Here is a 19,534-nt window from a genome sequence, read left to right as displayed (position 1 = left end):
AATAAAATAGCATAATTGTCATGCTGAATTTATTTCAGCATCTAATAAAATCAAGCCGTTACGAGACCCTGAAACGAGTTCAGGGTGACAAAAAGCGAATTATGGGACAGCCTGACGGTTCTATTTTATTGACAGTAACAGTGAAGATAAAAGATGATAGATTTATCATAGGCCGAAAACAGCAAGCATAGCGCCAAATATGCATATCACATTCTAACAAAGGGGAATAGCTGAGGATAAATAGAAGCGTCCCATTTTTCACCTTAGTTACCGAAAGGAGGTGAATTAGATGAAGAGAGTAATGGCATTGTTAATTTCCTTATTGGTGATAGTAGCATTTACCCTTTCCATAGGGTGTGCTCCTAAGAAAGAAGAAAAACCAGCGCCACCACCTGTGAAGAAGGAAGAGCCAGCAAAACCAGCTGAGCCAGCAAAACCAGCAGAGCCAGCAAAACCAGCACCTGAAAAGAAAAAGTAGTTTATAATTTATGGGCCTGGTAGAGTATACCATATTAAACGATATGTCTAACAGGCCCATTTAGTTTTTATCAAAAAACTTGACAGTTTTGATTTGATGTGGTATATATACGCTGTTATCTTTTAAAATGTTTAAATACTATTACTATCAAAGAAGTTTACTTCCTCAGATGGGAAAAATCACCGAAATTTCTGATAAAATACTATATGCGTCCAATAATAATATTATTATATCGAGGAGGTGAGTAATTATTGAAAAAAAGAAATAATACTAAAAAGTATTTCACTATAATGATACTTTCTGATTCTACATCAAAGGTTCGTAGATATACCTTCTCAAGGTCTTTCTTAAAATTTCTTGCTGTTGCTTCCACAGCAGGTATTATGATTTCCCTTTACCTCTTTTTTAACTATATTGAAATGAGAGAAAAGATATGGGAGCTGCATTCCCTGAAAGAAGAGGTTAAGACACAGCGTCTCCAACTTCTGACACTAACATCTGGCTTAACAGATTTTAAGAAACAGTTGGTACGCCTTAAGGACCTTGATGCAAAACTCCGTAGATTTCTTCCTTCGTCTACTCATTCCTATACAGAACGAGGATTGGGAGGCTCTCCAGAGATAACCTATAATCTTCAAGGCAAGAAACAAACAGAGGTTCTCGATCAGATACATGAGGAACTTGTAAAGTTAAAAAACGATGCAAGGAAACAAGAAACAGGATTGCAGAGTATTATTTCTTTCTTTGAAGACAAACAGTATAGAAGGCTCTTCACACCTTCTATCTGGCCTATCAGGGGACATATTACATCTGGTTTTGGCTACAGAAATTCACCATTCAACGGGAATAAGGAATTCCATGCTGGAGTTGATATATCAATCAGGACAGGTATGCCGGTAGTCGCTACTGCTGATGGCATTGTCTCTTTTACAGGGGTCAACGGGGGTCTCGGGAGAGTTGTCGAGATTGAGCATGGATATGGGTTAAAGACAGTTTATGGTCATAATAGCCACATAGTGGTAGAGGTTGGTAAGAAGGTAAAGAGGGGAGAGGTTATTGCGTACTCTGGCTCTTCGGGAAATACTACTGGTCCCCACCTGCATTACGAGGTAAAGATTAATAATACACCTGTAAACCCATTAAGGTATATGTGAGATTTTATAGTTTTGGTGGACTCCAGAGATGGTTTCTGGAGTCCGAGAGGAAAGGGGGAGGCTCTTTCCATTCTGATTCAGATATGGTTCAGAAAGTTGTAACATCCCTCATTCGAGGAGAGAAACAAGGTTCCATATTCAATCTTATTGAGGGAACCGTAGTAGGAGGTAGTTTGTAGTATGCTTACTGGTAAGGTAAAGTGGTTTAACGAAGCAAAGGGTTATGGCTTCATACAGCAAGAGAATGGCCCGGATGTCTTTGTCCATTATACTGCTATTCAAGGCGATGGTTTTAAAACCTTAGCCGAAGGACAGCGTGTAGAGTTTGAGGTAATCGAAGGTGAAAAAGGACCTCAAGCATCCAATGTAGTCAAACTCTAGGCTAATAAACCAAATTGCTCGAAAACCCCGGTGGTGCTCCCATCGGGGTTTTAATTAAATTGACACCCTCCCTCCAATGTAATATAATTTTAGCATGATAGGAACAATCCTCAAAAAGGTTATCGGAAGTAAGAACGACAGAGAACTTAAAAGAATCCAGCCTATTGTAGAAAAGATAAATTCACTTGAGTCCGCAATGGTTTCTCTCACCGATGCTGACTTAAGGTCTAAGACCGATGAATTCAAACGAAGGATAGAACAGGGTGAAACCATTGAGGAATTGCTACCAGAGGCATTTGCGGTTGTTCGTGAGGTTGCGAGAAGAACGCTTAATATGAGGCATTTTGATGTCCAGCTCATCGGTGGAGTTGTTCTTCATGAAGGAAAGATAGCAGAGATGAAGACAGGAGAAGGAAAGACACTTGTGGCAACACTACCTGTATATCTTAATGCCCTCACAGGTCAAGGTGTGCATATTGTTACGGTAAACGACTACCTTGCAAAGAGAGATGCTGCATGGATGGGGAAGATATATAACTTCATTGGTCTCTCTGTGGGTGTGATTGTGCACGAATTATCAGACGAAGAGAGGAAGATTTCTTATAACTGCGATATAACTTATGGAACGAATAATGAGTTTGGCTTTGATTACCTCAGGGATAATATGAAATTTGATCTCAATGATTATGTTCAAAGGGAGATGAACTATGCGATAGTTGACGAGGTTGATAGTATTTTGATAGATGAGGCAAGAACACCTCTTATTATCTCAGGTCCAACAGAAGAATCCACTGATAAGTATTACAGGATAGATAAGATAATACCAAGATTGAGGAGGGATGGTGACTATACTATCGAGGAGAAGACCCGCACAGTAGCACTCACAGAGGAAGGTAATATCAAGGTAGAACAATTACTCGGTGTAGGAAATCTCTATGATCCATCAAACATGGAACTTGTTCACCATGTCCTTCAGGCGCTGAGGGCGCATACACTCTTTAAGCATGATGTGGATTATGTTGTGAAGGATGGTCAGGTTATAATCGTTGATGAGTTCACAGGAAGGTTGATGCCTGGAAGACGCTGGAGTGATGGGCTGCATCAGGCAATAGAAGCAAAGGAAGGCGTTAAGATTGCAAACGAAAACCAGACCCTTGCAACTATAACATTCCAGAATTATTTTCGGCTTTATAAAAAACTTGCAGGCATGACAGGCACTGCAGATACCGAGGCGGCAGAATTTAATAAGATATATAACCTCGATGTCGTTGTCATTCCAACAAATATGCCGATGATCAGGACAGACAATTCAGATGTTATCTATAAAACAGAAAAGGAGAAATTCGATGCGGTTGTGAATGAGATAATAGATTGTGACAAGAGAGGGCAGCCTGCACTTGTAGGCACCATATCCATAGAGAAATCGGAACGGCTGAGTAATATGCTAAAAAAGAGGGGAATAAGACACTCTGTTCTTAATGCAAAGTATCACGAAAAAGAGGCTGAGATTATTGCACAGGCGGGGAGAAGTGGCACAGTTACCATCGCTACTAACATGGCTGGTAGAGGAGTAGACATCATACTCGGTGGAAACCCAGAAGGCATAGCAAAGGAGTTTATAAAAGATAAAAATAATTACACAGAAGAAGACCGTATGGGGACAATAAAAAAGGCAGAAAAATTATGCCTTGAAGATAAAGATAGGGTAATAAAGGCAGGAGGGTTACATATCATTGGCACTGAAAGGCATGAGGCAAGAAGAATAGATAACCAGCTTCGAGGAAGATCAGGCAGACAGGGTGATCCTGGCTCTTCGAGATTTTATCTTTCATTAGAGGATGATCTTCTCAGGGTATTTGGAGCTGAAAGGGTTGCATCGATCATGGACAGACTCGGTATGGAAGAAGGAGTTCCGATCGAGCACAGGATGGTCACAAAGGCTATAGAAAATGCACAGAAGCGGGTTGAGGCTCATAACTTTGACATAAGGAAGCACCTCCTTGAGTATGACGATGTAATGAATAAGCAGAGGATGGAGGTATATGCTTACAGAAAGGATGTGCTTGCAGGAGAGAAACTTAAAGAAAAAATCTTTGATATGGTGGATGACCTCCTCGATGAAATACTGTCAATCTACTGCCCGGAAGATGTTCATCCTGAAGAATGGGATATACAGGGTCTCAAAGACGCACTTTCAAGACAGTTCTCCCTTGAAAGGACTGTTATTAAAACTGATGGGGAAGAGCGTCTCACTCTTGAACTTTTAAGAGAGCGTCTTTTAAATACTATCACAGAAATATATGAAAATAAGGAAAAGGAGATCGGTGAATCAGTAATGAGGCATTTAGAAAAGATGGTTATGCTTCAGATAATCGATTCCCAGTGGAAGGATCATCTCCTTGCAATGGATCACCTAAAAGAAGGGATAGGGTTAAGGGGATACGGACAGAGAGACCCTCTGGTAGAATACAAGAAAGAAGGATTTGAGGCATTTGTTGAAATGGGTGAGAGGATAAAATCTGAGGTGGTCAGCCGTATTTTCAGAGTGCAGGTAAGTAGAGAGCAACCACTCGCTGAGACTTTTACTTTCAGAAGACCACAGATTCAACTAAGCAGAGGTGATGGCAGCGAAAGACCCCAGACAGTTGTAAAAGGTAAAAAGATCGGACGCAATGACCCCTGTCCTTGTGGCAGTGGCAGGAAATACAAGAAATGTTGTGGGGCATAGCACTGACCCTTTTGCTCTTTGATCCATTTCTTGTAAATGCTCAACCCATCTCAGAGACAGGGTTTATCTATGCCGAGCTAACCTATAAAAGCTATCCTAATTATACAAGAATCGTTCTTAATGCAAAAAAGGGAAGTCTTAAGAATCTACAAATAACAAAAGAGGCAACGGAGGAATCCCGACTGTTTATAGAGTTCCCAGAGGCCCCCGTATTAATCAAGCCTTCATCGGTGAGGATAGAAGATGGTCTGATAAAGACAGTAGAAATAATTGATAAAGGTAAAAGACGGTATCTTACTATTAACATGGCTGTTTCTACTTATCATTTTAAAAACATGATATTAACCGAACCTGAGCGGTTTGTAATAGACATATTCAGGACAGACCCGGAGAGGAAATACCCTATCACATTTGTCATAGATCCAGGGCATGGGGGTATGGACCAAGGTATTACATGGAGTAATAAATTTAAAGAGAAAGACATTACACTTGATATTGCATTCAGACTCATGACGATGCTCCAGAAGGTCCAGGGTATAAATGTTATATTAACAAGGAATAAGGATATCGACTTGGGGGTTAGGGAAAGGGCTGCTATTGCTAACGCAGGTTACCCATCAGTCTTTATCTCAATCCATGTAAGCATGGTTAATGGATTTAGGATATATACATCAGAAGGCATAGAGTCTTCAACAATTATACATAAGCCAAAGGCAGATATCGAAAGACACAAGCAATACCTCTGGAAATTTCAACAAGAAAGGCATCTCAGTAGGGCTCTAATATTAGCTGATGACATCAGGGCGCACTTAAGTGAGACATTCAAAGATGAGATGGTGTTGGCAAAAAGATTACCACTCGCCGTTCTGAACAGTGTCGATGCGCCTGCTATTATGGTAGAACTGCCAGCACTGGATGATACAAAGAAGTGGTCGTCTGATCTCTTTAGAGCAAAGATAACATTGGCTTTGATGAAAGGTATCTTAAAATACCATGGAAATGCACAGCGAGCGCCAGCGAGCGAATATAAAAAAGAAAGATAAAAAGAAGTTCTGGGGCATCTTTATAATAGTTATCTTATCACTGAGCGGGGTTGTCTTATTTATAAATAGCCTTCAAACAAAGAAACCAGTAATAACTATACCTAAAGAATCTGCTACCACGGAAACGGTGAAAAAGAGGTTGTTTACACTCTATTTTCCATCTGATAGCGGAAAACTCTCACCAGAGTATAGAGAGGCTGTAGAAGGCTCAAATATCATAGAGAATATAAAGATTGCGGTGGTGAGTCTTATTGAGGGATCTAAATCCGGTCTTAAGTCAACCATTCCTTTAGGGACAAAACCCATGGGGGTATGGATAGATGCAGATGGCATATGTTACCTTAATTTCAGCAGAGATATACAGCAGATATCTGGAGGGGCATTGGAAGAGATGCTCGCTGTAGACACGATAGTTGAAACAGTATGCTCAAATTTCCCCCAGATAAAAGGTATAAGGATATTGATTGATGGAGCAGATGCAGATACCTTATCAGGACATATAGATATAAGTAGCCCATTAATGCCTAATAAGGTCGGTGACTCGTAGAGAGGTGAGTAGTGAGAGGGCTATCACCTATCGGTATATTTGATTCTGGGATAGGAGGACTCACCGTTTTAAAGGAGATAAAAAGAAACCTCCCCGAAGAAGACATTGTATATCTCGGAGATACAGCGAGGGTGCCATACGGGATAAGGTCTCCAGAGACAATAACAAGATACTCCTTTGAGGCGGCAGCGTTCTTGATGAAATTAAACATAAAGATGTTAGTTGTGGCATGCAATACATCCTCTGCCATCAGCCTTAATGCTTTAAAAAGGAGTGTCTCTGTTCCTGTAATTGGTGTGATTGAACCAGGAGCACGGGCTGCTGTAAATGCGAGCAAGACAAGAAGGATTGGGGTTATTGGCACAGAGGCTACTATAAGCAGTGGTGCCTACGCAAGGGCTATAAAGAAAATAAGCCAGCGTGCTGAGATAGTGGCGGCAGCGTGTCCTTTATTTGTTCCACTGGTAGAAGAAGGATGGTTTGATAACGAAATAACTCGCCTTACAGCCGAGCTATACCTTTCTCCGCTGAAGAAGGATAATATTGATACACTGGTTCTTGGATGCACACATTATCCACTGTTAAAGGATGTTATCGGCAACATTATGGGAGATAGTGTATCCCTTATAGACTCAGCGATTGAAACAGCACTTCAGGTTAAAGATGTACTGAAAGAGGGGGGTATATTTAAGAAATATATATCTGTAACTCCATCTTATGAATACTATGTTACAGATTCGCCAGAGCGATTCAAAAGGATAGGTGAGATGTTTCTTGGCGAAGAGTTAAAACAGGTCAAAAAGATCGATATATGCAGGAGGGAAAACAATGCGTATTGACGGAAGAAGGTATGACGAATTAAGACCTGTAAAGATAACGAGGAACTTTATAAAATACGCTGAAGGTTCTGCTTTAATAGAGGTAGGTGAGACCAGGGTGATATGTACAGCCACAATAGAAGAAAAGGTGCCTTTATTTCTAAAGGATCAGAAGAAAGGATGGATTACCGCTGAATATGCTATGCTTCCGAGGGCTGCACTTTCAAGAAAAGCAAGAGAATCAACCGCTGGCAGGATAGGTGGCAGGACACATGAGATACAGAGACTAATCGGCAGATCGTTAAGGGCTATTGCAGATCTCACGATATTAGGTGAAAGAACTATATGGATAGACTGCGATGTGATACAAGCAGATGGAGGGACACGCACCGCAGCGATTACCGGGGCATATATAGCCCTCTATGATGCTATTAGTTATTTACTCTTAAATGGAATTATTGAGCGTTCTCCATTGAAGAATTATCTTGCGGCTGTCAGTGTTGGTATAATAAAAGGTGCGGTACTGCTTGATCTCTGCTACGAAGAAGATTCTCACGCAGATGTTGATATGAACATAGTAATGATAGAAACTGGCGAATTTGTTGAAATACAGGGAACAGCAGAAGTAAATGCATTCACCAGAAATGATATGGAGCGGATGCTGTCCTTAGCAGAAAAGGGAATACTGGAGTTGATACAATTACAGAAAAGACTTCTTGAAGAGACAGTTTAGAAAACTATTGACAACACCGAATGAATGGTGTATCTTAGTTTTAGTTTAACCACTGGGAAAGACCTCGTAGATAGAGACTACATGACTTTCCAAGATTGATGAAACCATTGATTTTACTAATTCTCCAGAATGAGATTCTTTGCCATGTTCGGCAAAGATACTCCTTTCTGTCATTCTGAGCGTAGCGAAGAATCTCTTGTTTTGGGTACTAATGATAGGAGAACGCTATGAATATAGCAGAGTTAAAAGAAAAGACAATAGGTGAACTTAATAATGTAGCGAAGGAATTGAATGTTGAGGGCGCCAGTGGTATGCGTAAACAGGAACTTATCTTTGCGATACTGCAGGCACAGACCGAAAAAGTAGGTTTGATATTCGGTGAAGGGGTTCTTGAGATACTTCCAGACGGTTTTGGATTTCTTCGTTCTCCAGATTATAATTACCTGCCTGGTCCTGATGATATTTATGTATCACCTTCCCAGATAAGGAGGTTTAGTCTTAGAACAGGTGATACTGTCAGTGGACAGGTAAGACCACCAAAGGAAAATGAGAGATATTTTGCTCTCCTCAAAGTAGAGGCTATCAACTTTGAGCCTCCTGATGAGGCAAGAGAGAAAATTATATTCGATAACCTTACACCTTATTATCCTACTGAGAGAATAAAACTTGAATATGACATGAATGATTACTCTACAAGGGTAATGGAACTTATAACCCCTGTAGGTAACGGACAGAGAGGGCTTATCGTTGCGCCACCACGAACAGGAAAAACCATGTTGCTTCAATCCATAGCAAAGGCAACAAAGAAAAACCACCCTGAAATCCATTTAATTGTTCTCCTTATAGATGAACGTCCAGAAGAGGTGACTGACTGGCAGAGGCAGGTAAAAGAGGCAGAGATTGTCAGTTCTACATTTGATGAACCACCACAGCGTCACTGTCAGGTATCAGAGATGGTTATAGAACGTGCAAAACGTCTTGTTGAACATAAGAGAGATGTAGTTATACTCCTTGATAGTATTACCCGACTTGCAAGGGCATATAACGCAGTCATACCACCAAGCGGCAAGGTCTTATCAGGAGGACTCGATTCAAATGCCCTTCAGAGACCCAAGCGGTTCTTTGGCGCTGCGAGAAATATAGAGAATGGTGGTAGTCTTACGATAATGGCAACTGCTCTCATAGATACTGGTAGTCGAATGGATGATGTAATTTTTGAAGAATTTAAAGGAACAGGAAACATGGAGCTTCACCTCGATAGAAAACTCGTTGACAAGAGAATATTCCCTGCCATAGATATAAACCAATCAGGCACAAGAAAGGAAGAGTTGCTTGTTGACAAGGATGTGCTCAATAAGATGTGGATTCTCAGAAAGGTACTCACTCCGCTTAGCACTGTTGAAAGCATGGAATTCCTTCTTGGTAAACTAAAGGGAACAAAATCGAACAAGGAATTTCTTGAGATGATGAATAAATAGCCCTCTATAACTGTCCGTAATCCGTCTCAATACCTTCTCTCCTTCGGCTCGAGGTAGCCGAGGGTGACATCCTTGTAACTCAATTCTGGACCGTCTTTAGTATATGTCGCTATGGTGTGCTTGAGGAAGTTATTATCATCCCTCGTGGGATAATCTGTCCTGAAGTGCGAGCCTCTCGATTCCCTTCTTGCAATCGCCCCAGCGATGACTATCTCTGCAACATCGAGGCTACCTTTGAGCTCTAACGCCCAGTAGAGTTCGAAATTTACCTTCTTACCTTTGTATGAAAGGCTGATTTTTTTAAACCGTTCCTGTAGTCTCTTTATCCCTTCAAGTGCCTCTTTGAGTATTGATTCTTCTCTGAAGATGCCTACCTTCTCATCCATAATCCTGTTAAGTTCTTTCCAGAGTGTGAATATGCTTTCTTTCCCTGCAGTCCCAAAGAGGTTGCGTATCTCTTCATCTTCCTTCTTCAGTCCATCATCAAGTATCCTCTCTGCATCCTTAATCTCAGCCTTCCCCTCTATATATGCAGCAGCATTCTCCCCTGCAATTACACCAAATACCACTGTATCAAGGAGGGAGTTTCCACCAAGTCTGTTTGCACCATGCACGCTGATGCATGCTGACTCACCTGCCGCATAAAAACCTTTTAATACTGTTTCGCACTTAGTGTTTGTGTCAATACCTCCCATTGTATAGTGCTGTCCTGGCTGAACTGGGATAGGTTCTTTTACAGGATCAACACCGGCAAATTTCATGCTGATTTCCCTTATGCCAGGAAGCCTTGTCATAATCCTTTCGTCACCGAGGTGTCTGAGGTCTAAATGCAGGTATGCGTCCTCGAAGCCATTCCCCTTAAGTATCTCGGTCATCATATTCCTTGAAATAACATCCCTCGGGGCTATCTCCATCGCCTTTCTAGAATCTTCATAATTTGCGAGGAATCTCTCACCTTTTTTGTTTATCAGATACCCACCCTCTCCTCTTGCCCCTTCTGTGATAAGGATATTTGTGCCATAGAGGGTTGTTGGATGAAACTGAACAAACTCCATATCCTTCAGTGGTACCCCTGCCCAGTAGGAAACAGCCATCCCGTATCCTGTATTGATAAGGGCATTCGTGGATTTACCATAGAGTTTCCCAGCACCCCCTGTGGCAAAGATAACCGAATCTGCCTTAAATGCCTCAAGTTCTCCGCTCTTTATATCAAGTGCAATAACCCCTATGCACACATCATCGTGGGAAATCAGAGATGTTACGAGCCACTCATCATAAAAGACTATCTCTTCCCTCTCAGCCGCCTGTTCAAGTCTTATTGTCTGTTCATAAAGGGTATTAAGCATCGCATGCCCTGTTCTATCAGCCGCATATGCAGTCCTCGGGAAACCTGCACCACCAAAAGGTCTCTGTGCAATCTTCCCTTCCTCTGTTCGGCTGAATGGACAGCCCCAGTGTTCAAGCTCGTATATGCGGAAATGTGCCTCTTTACACATCTGCACAACTGCATCCTGATCGGCAAGATAATCACCCCCCTTTATGGTATCGTATGCATGTTTTTCCCAGTTATCGTATATACCTCTTGGGTGATTACCGAGTGGGGCATTTACTCCACCTTGAGCCGCAATGGAGTGGGACCTTAAGGGATGAACCTTTGAGATGACTGCTACCTTTATGTTTCTGAGGTTAAGTTCAACTGCAGCCCTCAACCCTGCAAGTCCTCCACCTACAATAATGGCTTCATGATATATCATATCCCTGAGAATATTTTATAAGCTGTAAATAGCGTTCCAGCGATAGTTAGAATAATTGTTCCAACTACCATTTCTCTATGACGGCTGGCAAGATGAAAGAAAAACTCCACAAGCATTATCCTTAATCCATTAAATAGGTGGAATAATACGGAGAAGACTATTATTACCTCAAAGGCATGGGCTAATGGTGTATTCAGCATAGTAGTCAAACGCGTATATGCAGTAGCACCAAAGAGAAAAGCCACACTGTTTATACATGTATGGAGGATTAAATATAATGCAAGAAATACACCTGTAAGTCGGTGGAGCCCGAATGAAATCTGTCCTGAGTGTCTATTAAGCAAAAAATCCTTTAAAAAGTTCATCTCAAGCAAACCCCATTATGGCCTGAATGCTGTGAGTGATAATACGCCATAAATGAAGATTATCACGCCTAAAGAAAACATCACAGCAACTACGCCTCTTTTAATTTTTATCCCGGGATTAAAATCAATAATCACACTCACCAGCCCGTTAAAACCATGATAAAAGCAGAGTCCTAAAAGCAGGATGTCGAATATAAACCATCCGAGGTGTCTTACTCTGAATGCGACAGAATCAAAACTTACTGGTGACTCACCAAAGTGATTTACAAGGAGATGTAACAGTATTCCTATTGCTAAAAGTATCCCTGTAATCCTTTGAAAAAACCAGGAATAAAGACCTCCTCCTCTATTCATCTGAACTACTCCTCAGGGAATTCAGATGTTTGAGTGTATAATTTAAAAGTCCACCCTCTATTATAACATCTATCTGTCTTTTGCTCAGATTGTGTCCTACCTTAAAATAACTTCCCCTCGTAAGATTGTCTATTGTGAGATGAACTATGCTTCTGAGTTCAGTTATCAAATGGGGGATAGCCAACTCATCATCCTTCCTTATCCACTCATAATCAGCGTCATTCAGAAACACGAGGGGCAGGATGCCAAAGTTTACAAGATTATCCCTGTGTATGCGTGCAAAGGACTTTGCAAGCACTGCCTTTATCCCAAGATACATCGGTGCTAATGCTGCATGCTCCCTGCTTGAGCCCTGTCCATAATTAAACCCACTAACGATAAATCCTCCACCTTTTTCCTTTGCCCTTTTTACAAAAGACTCATCTACCCCCTTAAATACATACTCAGCTATCGCAGGTATGTTAGACCTCAAAGGTAATATCTTTGCCCCTGCTGGCAGGATGTGGTCTGTTGTTATATTATCACCCAATTTGATAAGGACGCTACCAGAGATACTTTCTGGGAGCCTCTCTCTTTTAGGAAGTGCCTGGATGTTCGGACCCCTTATGACAGTTTCCGCCTCCATCTTTTCTGAGGGAGGAATAATCATACTATCATCTATAAAGAACCTTTTTGGAGTTCTTATCCTCGGTGTTTTACCCAGATTTCGTGGGTCTGTGATGACACCTGTAATGGCACTTGCTGCCGCTACCTCTGGGCTCGCAAGATAAACAGAGGCGTCTGCTGTTCCACTTCTACCTTCAAAGTTCCTGTTAAATGTCCTCAGGGAAACACCACCTGAGGGAGGTGCCTGTCCCATACCTATACATGGACCGCAGACAGATTCAAGCACCCTCGCACCTGCAGAGACCATATCTGCTAATGCACCGTTCTTTGCTATCATCTGGAGTACCTGTCTTGAGCCTGGCGATATTACAAGGCTTACATCTCTGTGAACCTTTTTCCCCTTCAGAATTGCTGCAACTCTCATCAAATCCACATAAGAAGAGTTTGTGCAGCTTCCGATGGCAACCTGATTCACACTAATCCCTTCAACCTCTTTAACTGTAACAACATTATCAGGTGAGTGGGGTCGGGCAATCATCGGCTCAATCTCATCAAGATTAATAGATAAGACATCATTATACTCTGCATAATCATCAGCCTTCAGACTTCTCCATGCGTTTTCTCTTCCCTGAGACTTGAGATATCTCAGCGTCCTTTCATCGCTGGGGAATATAGAGCTCGTAGCACCGAGCTCAGCACCCATGTTTGTAATCGTCGCCCTTTCAGGAACGCTGAGAGTCTTAATCCCTCTGCCTCCATATTCCAGTATCTTCCCGGCACCACCCTTTACTGTGAGCTTTTTAAGTAACCAGAGTATAATATCCTTCGCAGTAACCCAGTCTCTGAGTTTTCCGTTAAGATTTATGAGAACTACTTCAGGCATTAATAAATAGAATGGTCCCCCTGCCATTGCCACTGCAACATCAAGACCTCCTGTACCAATAGCCAGCATACCGATACTTCCAGATGTAGGGGTATGACTGTCTGAGCCAATCAGTGTCTCTCCTGACACAGCAAAACGCTCAAGATGAACCTGATGACATATGCCATTGCCGGCTTTGGAAAAATATATGCCGTGTTTTGCAGCAAAGCTCTGGAGGAAAAAGTGGTCATCTGCATTTTCATGCCCTGTCTGCAGGGTATTATGGTCTACATAACTTACAGAGAGTTTTGTCCTCACTCGTGGAACACCAAGTGCCTCAAACTCGAGGTATGCCATTGTTCCTGTAGCATCCTGTGTTAGTGTCTGGTCAATTCTGATTGCTATCTCACTACCAGGGGCCATCGTTCCTTCAATAAGGTGTTCTTTTATTATCTTCTGTGTAATGTTCATAGGTCGATTATTTGAAACTCTCTGCAGATTACTGCAGAGAGCTTCGAAATGCAAGGAATTTTTGTTTTATATTCGCTCGCTGACGCTCGCTGTGCATTTTTAAAATATGGGTTCTCCGTCAAGTCCTTTTACCCCGTTAGAATGCCCCGCTGCTTGCAGCGGGGATGAAAATAATTTCCTTTTTGAGCGAACACGGGGTTAATGCCCCGTGTGAGCATCCCCGTTAGAAGGCGAAAGGTCTTCTAACGGGGTTTGCTGTCCAGCACACATACATCCTTATTACTACACCATTCACATTCAAACTGGATGGTGGTGTGCTGTATGTTAAATTTTTCTTTCAGCAGGCCGTTAATTCTCTCCAGCACCTTATTGCTTTCGCTTGTGAGCAGATCCGAAATGAGGACATGTGCGCTCAGGGCATAGACACCTGATGTAAGCGTCCATATATGAACATCATGTATATCTCTCACACCATCTATTCTCTTTACCTCACCAACTACTGTATCTACCCTTATCCCTTTTGGAACCGCCTCAAGGAGTATATTAACTGACTCAGATACAAGCCCATAGGCGCCTCTGAGGATTACAACCCCTATTGCGATGCTGAGCAGAGGATCTACCACATACCATTTTGTAGCCATGATAATAATACCACCTATGATGACACCGGCTGATGATAGCGCATCACCAATAATGTGAAGAAATGCACTACGGATATTTATATTCTCTCTGCTTGAGCCTTTAAGGATAAACGCACCTGCAATGTTAACTATAAGTCCGATAGAGGCAACAACAAGCATGATTAGGCTTTTGACCTCCTTTGGGTCAATCAATCTCCTGTATGCCTCATAAAATATGTAAAGAACCAGAAGTATCAGCACTACTCCGTTTATAAGCGCTGTAAGTATCTCAATTCTATAAAAGCCATAGGTCTTCTTTTCTGTAGCGGGCATAGATGCAAACTTTACCGCAAAGAGGCTGAGTGAGAGGGCAAAGATATCAGTAAGCATATGCCCCGCATCGCTGAGAAGTGCAAGGCTATTAGAGATAATCCCTCCTATCACCTCTAAGACGAACATAAGTCCTGTGATGGAGATAGCAATGAGCAGACTTCTTTTATGATGCATTTTGAAGTTCCTTAAACCCTTTATTTAATTGTAATTATATCTCCAACATCCTGTCCAGTGCCATCTTTGCCTTTACCCTTACATCCTCAAGTACCTTGATAACAGTCTGCATCGTCTCAAGTGCCTTAAGCACACTCTCTATATGGGTCTTCTTCATATTCGGGCAGACCATATCTTCCCTGAGTGGATAAAATTGTTTTCTTGGATTTTCCTTTTTCAGCCTGTGAATAAGCCCTCTCTCTGTCCCTATAATAAATTCCTTTGCCTCATTCTCCTTTGCAAAACGGAGCATTCCTGAGGTACTGGATACATGGTCAGCAAGGTCAATGACCTCAGGACGACATTCAGGATGTGCAATAAAAGGTGCATCGGGATGGAGGGATTTTGCCTTTCTTACATCGTCAGGTCTTATCCTGTGATGAACATGACAGAAGCCATCCCATGTGATCACATTTTTCTTTGTATTTCTTGCAGCCCATGCAGAGAGATTCCTGTCAGGGATGCATATAACTGTATCCATATCAAGTGAGTCTATAACCTTTGCAACATTTCCCGATGTACAGCATATATCGCTCTCTGCCTTGACCGTTGCTGTTGTATTCACATAGGCAACAACAGGTATCCCTGGATACATCCTTTTCATATCTATCAATGTGAAATCCTCTGGGAATTCATAAAAGACCCTCTCAAGTGTTACAGGCAGTATGTTAACTATTCTTCTACTCCCTGTCACAGTCACCATATCTGCCATCGGACATCCTGCATTAATCTCTGGAAGAATCACGGTCTTATCAGGTGAGAGGATAGCTGCACTCTCTGCCATAAAGTGCACCCCACAGAAGATTATAACATCATAATCGGTCTTTGCTGCTGTTCTTGATAACTCAAGGGAATCGCCTATGAAGTCTGCTATGTCCTGAATCTCTCCCCTCTGGTAGTTATGTGAAAGAATGACAGCATTCCGCTCCTTCTTTAATTGAAGTATCCTCTTGATTATTGTTTCATTATCATGCATATCGAGATTTTTCCATATTCATAAAGGTTTTGTCAATAACTACGAAGGCATAGTATAGCCTTGCAAGTTTATAAATCTTGTATTATACTTTTAGTGAATCTATGATGTAAGTTTTTCTCATAGGAAGGTATTTGCATATGCAGAAATATAAATTCGCATTTATCTCTAATTCAGACGAATTTGGTGAAGTGGTCAAACAATATTCTGACCCTATGACCGATGATTTGATAGTGAGATTGGCAACGATGGAAGAAGCTATTCCTGTTGCCAGAAGGTTTCTTGATGAAGGAGTTGAAGTAATACTTGGAGGTGGGGGAACTGGGGCACTTTTGGCTAAGACTATTGGTCAACCTGTTGTTAAAATAGCAAGAACACATCTGGATATACTGTGTGCTTTTATAAAAGCAAAAGATTATGGCTCTTATATTGGACTAACAAGTTTTGCTAAACCAACATATGGCATCGAGATTTTTGAGAAGTTACTTTCTATAAAAATACGACAAATAGTTTTTAATACAACTGCTGAGTTAATGAATGGTATTGCAAAAGCAGTAGACGAAGGAATAAACTGTCTCGTTGGTGGAGGAATTTGTAAGAAAATAGCCGCTTCATTAGGTGGAAAAGGTATTGTGGTCCTCCCTACAAAGGAAACTATTCTTCAAGCCTTGCAGGAAGCCAGGGTTATTGCATTAGCTCGAAGAGTTGAACGGGAAAATACCAAACAACTTCAGACCATCCTCGAATCACTTAAAGAGGGGGTAATAGTAATTGACAATAATGGGAGGATTAAAATCTTCAACCCCATCGCAGCCAATATTCTTGGAGTCAAATTACAGGACACGGTTGGAAAACCCCTTAAGGAAGTTCTAAAGGGTACAGGGCTGTTAAAAGTTTTGATAACAGGGAAACCAGAGATGGATAAAATTCGTCGTGTAGGAGATGTAGACATCGTAATCAATACCTTTCCTATTGTTGTTAATGGAGAGATGCGAGGTATTGTGGCAACATTCAGAGAGGCTCTCAAGATACAGAGTATTGAGAGAAAGATAAGAGAGAAACTTTATGCCAAAGGATTTGTGGCTAAATATACAATAGGTGATATTACAGGCCAGAGTTTAGCTATTAAACAACTCCTTGAGAAGATTAAAAAATATGCACAAACCGATGCAACAATATTGATTGAAGGAGAGACTGGAACAGGAAAGGAGATCGTTGCACAAAGTATACATAACCTGAGTAACAGAAAAGAAAGACCTTTTATTGCAATCAATTGTTCAGCCTTGCCAGAGTCGTTATTAGAAAGCGAACTTTTTGGATACGAAGAAGGTGCATTTACCGGTGCAAGAAAGGGCGGGAAGATTGGTTTGTTCGAACTAGCCCATGAAGGGACAATATTTCTCGATGAGATAGCTGACATTTCTCCAGGTGTACAGGTAAGACTGTTAAGGGTTCTTGAAGAAAAAGAGGTCATGCGTATCGGAGGTGATAGAATTATACCTGTAGATGTACGGATTATCAGCTCCACTTATAAAAATCTCTGGCAAGAAGTAATGGTAGGTAGATTCAGAATGGACCTTTATTTTCGTTTAGCAATTCTAAGGTTATATCTCCAACCTCTCAGGGAAAGATTAGAGGATCTACCCTATATTGCACAAGAACTTTTTTCTAAATATATGAGTGAAAATCTTGCTTTTGCACAGAAAGTTCCCCAGAAAATACTTGAGCGAATGCAAAAATACTATTGGCCAGGGAACATTCGTGAACTGGATTCTCTTATAAAAGAATATACAATTCTGCGAGATAACTCCGTATCTGATGAACACCTATTTCTTGAACTGCTTGAAGAATTAATAATGAATCACATGGCTGTATCAAAAGAAACGAATATCCCATCTTCTGAAGAACTAAAACCTGATCATTTACCCAAGACACTAAAGGAACGATTAGATGAGTATGAAAAGGAGATTATTAAAGAAACATTAAGGGAAGTTCAATTTAATAAAAAAGAGGCAGCCAGAAGATTGAGTATCAGTGAAACTACGCTCTGGAGGAGACTTTATTTATCTGGTGGAAACAATCAGTAACCATATAATATCAATCCTGTGTTAGCCATCTCTAAACTGTCTTAACGCACACCCATAAGCTTGCCATTTACTTCAAATATGAATTTGTTGCTTTCACAATTGAAATTCATTTTTGCAAATTTGCAAATGAAACATCTTAAACGCATACACCTGATAAAATAGTTTTTTGGATTAAATCAAGAATTACAGTTAGTTATGAAGGATATAAAGTATTGGCATATTGCTTGCGAAACATAATAAAGGTTTATGTCGGAATGGACCGGTCCAGACCAGATATAAAAACCATGTGAGATACTATAGGTCACATAGAAATTAAGTGTAAGGATACCAAATGCTTTGAGAGTCCTAAACTATATTGATAAGGAGGAGGTCAAATATGGCGATTGTATTAAAAGAAAAACCGATATTTATGATTGGCGCGGAAAGGTCTGGAACTACACTCGTGATGGCTATGTTAAGTTGCCACCAAAGGATAGCTATTCCTGAGGTAGCATGGTATTATCCACGATTCCGACCTTATCTGTATACCTATGGTAATTTAAACAATGACGCAAACTTCCGAACACTTGCAGAGGAGATGGTCTTTGGTCTTAAAACCCCTTTCTTCGGTATGAGGGTAAATCCGAGGACAATTGTAGATGAGATTATCTCTGAAGTTAAGGAGCAGAGTTTTGCTGGTATCTATTGTGCGATTTTAGAGAGGTATGCCCGTGAGGTTGGGAATAAACCCCGCTGGGGAGAAAAGACACCTCACAATCTATTTTTTGTCAAAGAGATTCTGGAAGGTTTCCCTAATGCCCAGTTTATTTTTATAACCAGAGATGGACGGGATGCCAGTACCGATTATCTCCAGTCTGCATTTGGTCCAACAAATATCTTTTGTGCTGCAGAGGGGTGGAAGCTCTGTCAGAATGCGGTTAAACCATGGAGGAAAAATCTTAGTTCTTCGCAGTGGATGGATGTCAGATACGAGACATTGGTCAGGAAACCTGAAAAAGTATTGAAAGAGATATGTGATTTCCTTAGTGAAAAATATTCACCGGTCATGCTTGAATTTTATAAGACGGATATAGCTAAGGCCCGTGGTGCTACGCGAGATCACAAGCCTCTTGGACATGCAGCAAGCGATAAGTATGTCGGCATTTATAAAGAGTTTCTCAGCCTCAGGGAGCAGCGAATCTTTGCCACTGTAGCCGAAAAGGAATTGAAAGAAGCTGGATACTCCTTAGATGTGAAGCCGATAGAGATAAGCAAAGAGGAGGCAGCACTGTATCGGGAACTGGATGGAAGGATCAGAGCTGCAACGCTGGATGCCCCTGAAGGACATATAATGTATGAAAGTTACAACGACTGGCTTGTTGATCAGCGTGAAGAAAGAAAAAGAAAAGGAATCTGGAAAGACTCTGATATCCCTAAAGACCAATTTCCAATAGGTGACCCTGATGAAGAGCTAATAATGGGGCAGCGTGCATGGAGGAGATGGAAAGAATATTTCTGTGTTAAGAGACGGTATGTGGGCAAAGCGGCGCTATAAAC

At 41.2% G+C, this 19,534-nt stretch carries 17 protein-coding genes; 11 read left to right on the top strand and 6 right to left on the bottom strand.

Features of this window, described 5'->3' with window-relative positions:
* Positions 1 to 289 precede the first annotated feature (289 nt).
* The 9 genes from AB1488_09505 (at position 290) to rho (ending at position 9,360) form a co-directional block, all read left to right on the top strand.
* A complete protein-coding gene (locus AB1488_09505) occupies positions 290 to 478 on the top strand; it encodes a hypothetical protein (GenBank protein ID MEW6410326.1) in 189 nt (62 codons plus the stop codon).
* Between the two features lie 251 nt (positions 479 to 729).
* A complete protein-coding gene (locus tag AB1488_09500; protein MEW6410325.1) occupies positions 730 to 1,632 on the top strand; it encodes a M23 family metallopeptidase in 903 nt (300 codons plus the stop codon).
* A gap of 180 nt (positions 1,633 to 1,812) precedes the next feature.
* A complete protein-coding gene (locus AB1488_09495) occupies positions 1,813 to 2,013 on the top strand; it encodes a cold-shock protein (GenBank protein ID MEW6410324.1) in 201 nt (66 codons plus the stop codon).
* Between the two features lie 94 nt (positions 2,014 to 2,107).
* The gene (gene secA / locus AB1488_09490) at positions 2,108 to 4,741 is read left to right on the top strand and encodes a preprotein translocase subunit SecA (GenBank protein ID MEW6410323.1); all 2,634 of its coding nucleotides are present in this window, start codon (positions 2,108 to 2,110) and stop codon (positions 4,739 to 4,741) included.
* Positions 4,726 to 5,784, top strand: a complete 1,059-nt coding sequence (locus tag AB1488_09485) for an N-acetylmuramoyl-L-alanine amidase (protein ID MEW6410322.1) — start codon at positions 4,726 to 4,728, stop codon at positions 5,782 to 5,784. Before secA ends, AB1488_09485 begins: the two co-directional genes overlap by 16 nt.
* Positions 5,741 to 6,331 (top strand): GerMN domain-containing protein, encoded by a 591-nt coding sequence (locus AB1488_09480; protein ID MEW6410321.1) that lies wholly within the window; start codon positions 5,741 to 5,743, stop codon positions 6,329 to 6,331. Before AB1488_09485 ends, AB1488_09480 begins: the two co-directional genes overlap by 44 nt.
* An 11-nt stretch (positions 6,332 to 6,342) precedes the next feature.
* Entirely contained in the window at positions 6,343 to 7,170 is an 828-nt protein-coding gene (gene murI, locus AB1488_09475) for a glutamate racemase (protein MEW6410320.1), read from the top strand.
* Positions 7,160 to 7,882: a ribonuclease PH gene (gene rph, locus AB1488_09470; GenBank protein MEW6410319.1), complete on the top strand. Its 723-nt coding sequence runs from the start codon at positions 7,160 to 7,162 to the stop codon at positions 7,880 to 7,882. The genes murI and rph overlap by 11 nt, the downstream gene beginning before the upstream one ends.
* A 227-nt stretch (positions 7,883 to 8,109) precedes the next feature.
* A complete protein-coding gene (gene rho, locus AB1488_09465) occupies positions 8,110 to 9,360 on the top strand; it encodes a transcription termination factor Rho (protein MEW6410318.1) in 1,251 nt (416 codons plus the stop codon).
* Positions 9,361 to 9,386: 26 nt separating this feature from the next.
* On the opposite strand, the gene AB1488_09460 is transcribed toward rho, so the two are convergent.
* The 6 genes from AB1488_09460 to nadA form a co-directional block, all read right to left on the bottom strand.
* The gene (locus tag AB1488_09460) at positions 9,387 to 11,114 is read right to left on the bottom strand and encodes an FAD-dependent oxidoreductase (GenBank protein ID MEW6410317.1); all 1,728 of its coding nucleotides are present in this window, start codon (positions 11,112 to 11,114) and stop codon (positions 9,387 to 9,389) included.
* Positions 11,111 to 11,479 carry a hypothetical protein gene (locus tag AB1488_09455; GenBank protein MEW6410316.1) on the bottom strand — a complete coding sequence of 123 codons (369 nt, stop codon included), beginning with the start codon at positions 11,477 to 11,479 and terminating at the stop codon, positions 11,111 to 11,113. Before AB1488_09455 ends, AB1488_09460 begins: the two co-directional genes overlap by 4 nt.
* 15 nt (positions 11,480 to 11,494) lie before the next feature.
* A complete protein-coding gene (locus AB1488_09450) occupies positions 11,495 to 11,833 on the bottom strand; it encodes a hypothetical protein (protein MEW6410315.1) in 339 nt (112 codons plus the stop codon).
* Positions 11,826 to 13,772: an aconitate hydratase gene (locus tag AB1488_09445; GenBank protein ID MEW6410314.1), complete on the bottom strand. Its 1,947-nt coding sequence runs from the start codon at positions 13,770 to 13,772 to the stop codon at positions 11,826 to 11,828. The genes AB1488_09450 and AB1488_09445 overlap by 8 nt, the downstream gene beginning before the upstream one ends.
* Before the next feature lie 242 nt (positions 13,773 to 14,014).
* On the bottom strand, positions 14,015 to 14,899 hold the full coding sequence (locus AB1488_09440; protein ID MEW6410313.1) for a cation diffusion facilitator family transporter: 885 nt from the start codon (positions 14,897 to 14,899) through the stop codon (positions 14,015 to 14,017).
* A gap of 34 nt (positions 14,900 to 14,933) precedes the next feature.
* Positions 14,934 to 15,914 carry a quinolinate synthase gene (gene nadA, locus AB1488_09435; GenBank protein ID MEW6410312.1) on the bottom strand — a complete coding sequence of 327 codons (981 nt, stop codon included), beginning with the start codon at positions 15,912 to 15,914 and terminating at the stop codon, positions 14,934 to 14,936.
* A gap of 137 nt (positions 15,915 to 16,051) precedes the next feature.
* On the opposite strand from nadA, the gene AB1488_09430 reads away from it, so the two are divergent.
* Together AB1488_09430 and AB1488_09425 are read left to right on the top strand one after the other, a co-directional pair.
* Positions 16,052 to 17,998 carry a sigma 54-interacting transcriptional regulator gene (locus tag AB1488_09430; GenBank protein MEW6410311.1) on the top strand — a complete coding sequence of 649 codons (1,947 nt, stop codon included), beginning with the start codon at positions 16,052 to 16,054 and terminating at the stop codon, positions 17,996 to 17,998.
* A 376-nt stretch (positions 17,999 to 18,374) separates the two neighbouring features.
* Entirely contained in the window at positions 18,375 to 19,532 is a 1,158-nt protein-coding gene (locus AB1488_09425) for a sulfotransferase (protein ID MEW6410310.1), read from the top strand.
* Positions 19,533 to 19,534 lie beyond the last annotated feature (2 nt).

Source organism: Nitrospirota bacterium (genome assembly GCA_040756155.1).
In the GTDB taxonomy this organism is placed as follows: Bacteria; Nitrospirota; Thermodesulfovibrionia; order JACRGW01; family JBFLZU01; genus JBFLZU01.
The sequence above is the reverse complement of the archived record's forward strand: the minus strand, read 5'-3'. Positions and strand labels throughout refer to the sequence as shown.

Bases quoted from the DNA above. Each gene is read 5' to 3' on its own strand.
- AB1488_09460 (MEW6410317.1), bottom strand. From the start codon at position 11,114: ATGATATATCATGAAGCCATTATTGTAGGTGGAGGACTTGCAGGGTTG.
- nadA (MEW6410312.1), bottom strand. From the start codon at position 15,914: ATGCATGATAATGAAACAATAATCAAGAGGATACTTCAATTAAAGAAG.
- AB1488_09430 (MEW6410311.1), top strand. From the start codon at position 16,052: ATGCAGAAATATAAATTCGCATTTATCTCTAATTCAGACGAATTTGGT.
- rph (MEW6410319.1), top strand. From the start codon at position 7,160: ATGCGTATTGACGGAAGAAGGTATGACGAATTAAGACCTGTAAAGATA.
- AB1488_09455 (MEW6410316.1), bottom strand. From the start codon at position 11,479: ATGAACTTTTTAAAGGATTTTTTGCTTAATAGACACTCAGGACAGATT.
- rho (MEW6410318.1), top strand. From the start codon at position 8,110: ATGAATATAGCAGAGTTAAAAGAAAAGACAATAGGTGAACTTAATAAT.
- AB1488_09505 (MEW6410326.1), top strand. From the start codon at position 290: ATGAAGAGAGTAATGGCATTGTTAATTTCCTTATTGGTGATAGTAGCA.
- AB1488_09495 (MEW6410324.1), top strand. From the start codon at position 1,813: ATGCTTACTGGTAAGGTAAAGTGGTTTAACGAAGCAAAGGGTTATGGC.
- AB1488_09425 (MEW6410310.1), top strand. From the start codon at position 18,375: ATGGCGATTGTATTAAAAGAAAAACCGATATTTATGATTGGCGCGGAA.
- AB1488_09440 (MEW6410313.1), bottom strand. From the start codon at position 14,899: ATGCATCATAAAAGAAGTCTGCTCATTGCTATCTCCATCACAGGACTT.
- secA (MEW6410323.1), top strand. From the start codon at position 2,108: ATGATAGGAACAATCCTCAAAAAGGTTATCGGAAGTAAGAACGACAGA.
- AB1488_09450 (MEW6410315.1), bottom strand. From the start codon at position 11,833: ATGAATAGAGGAGGAGGTCTTTATTCCTGGTTTTTTCAAAGGATTACA.
- AB1488_09480 (MEW6410321.1), top strand. From the start codon at position 5,741: ATGCACAGCGAGCGCCAGCGAGCGAATATAAAAAAGAAAGATAAAAAG.
- AB1488_09485 (MEW6410322.1), top strand. From the start codon at position 4,726: ATGTTGTGGGGCATAGCACTGACCCTTTTGCTCTTTGATCCATTTCTT.
- AB1488_09445 (MEW6410314.1), bottom strand. From the start codon at position 13,772: ATGAACATTACACAGAAGATAATAAAAGAACACCTTATTGAAGGAACG.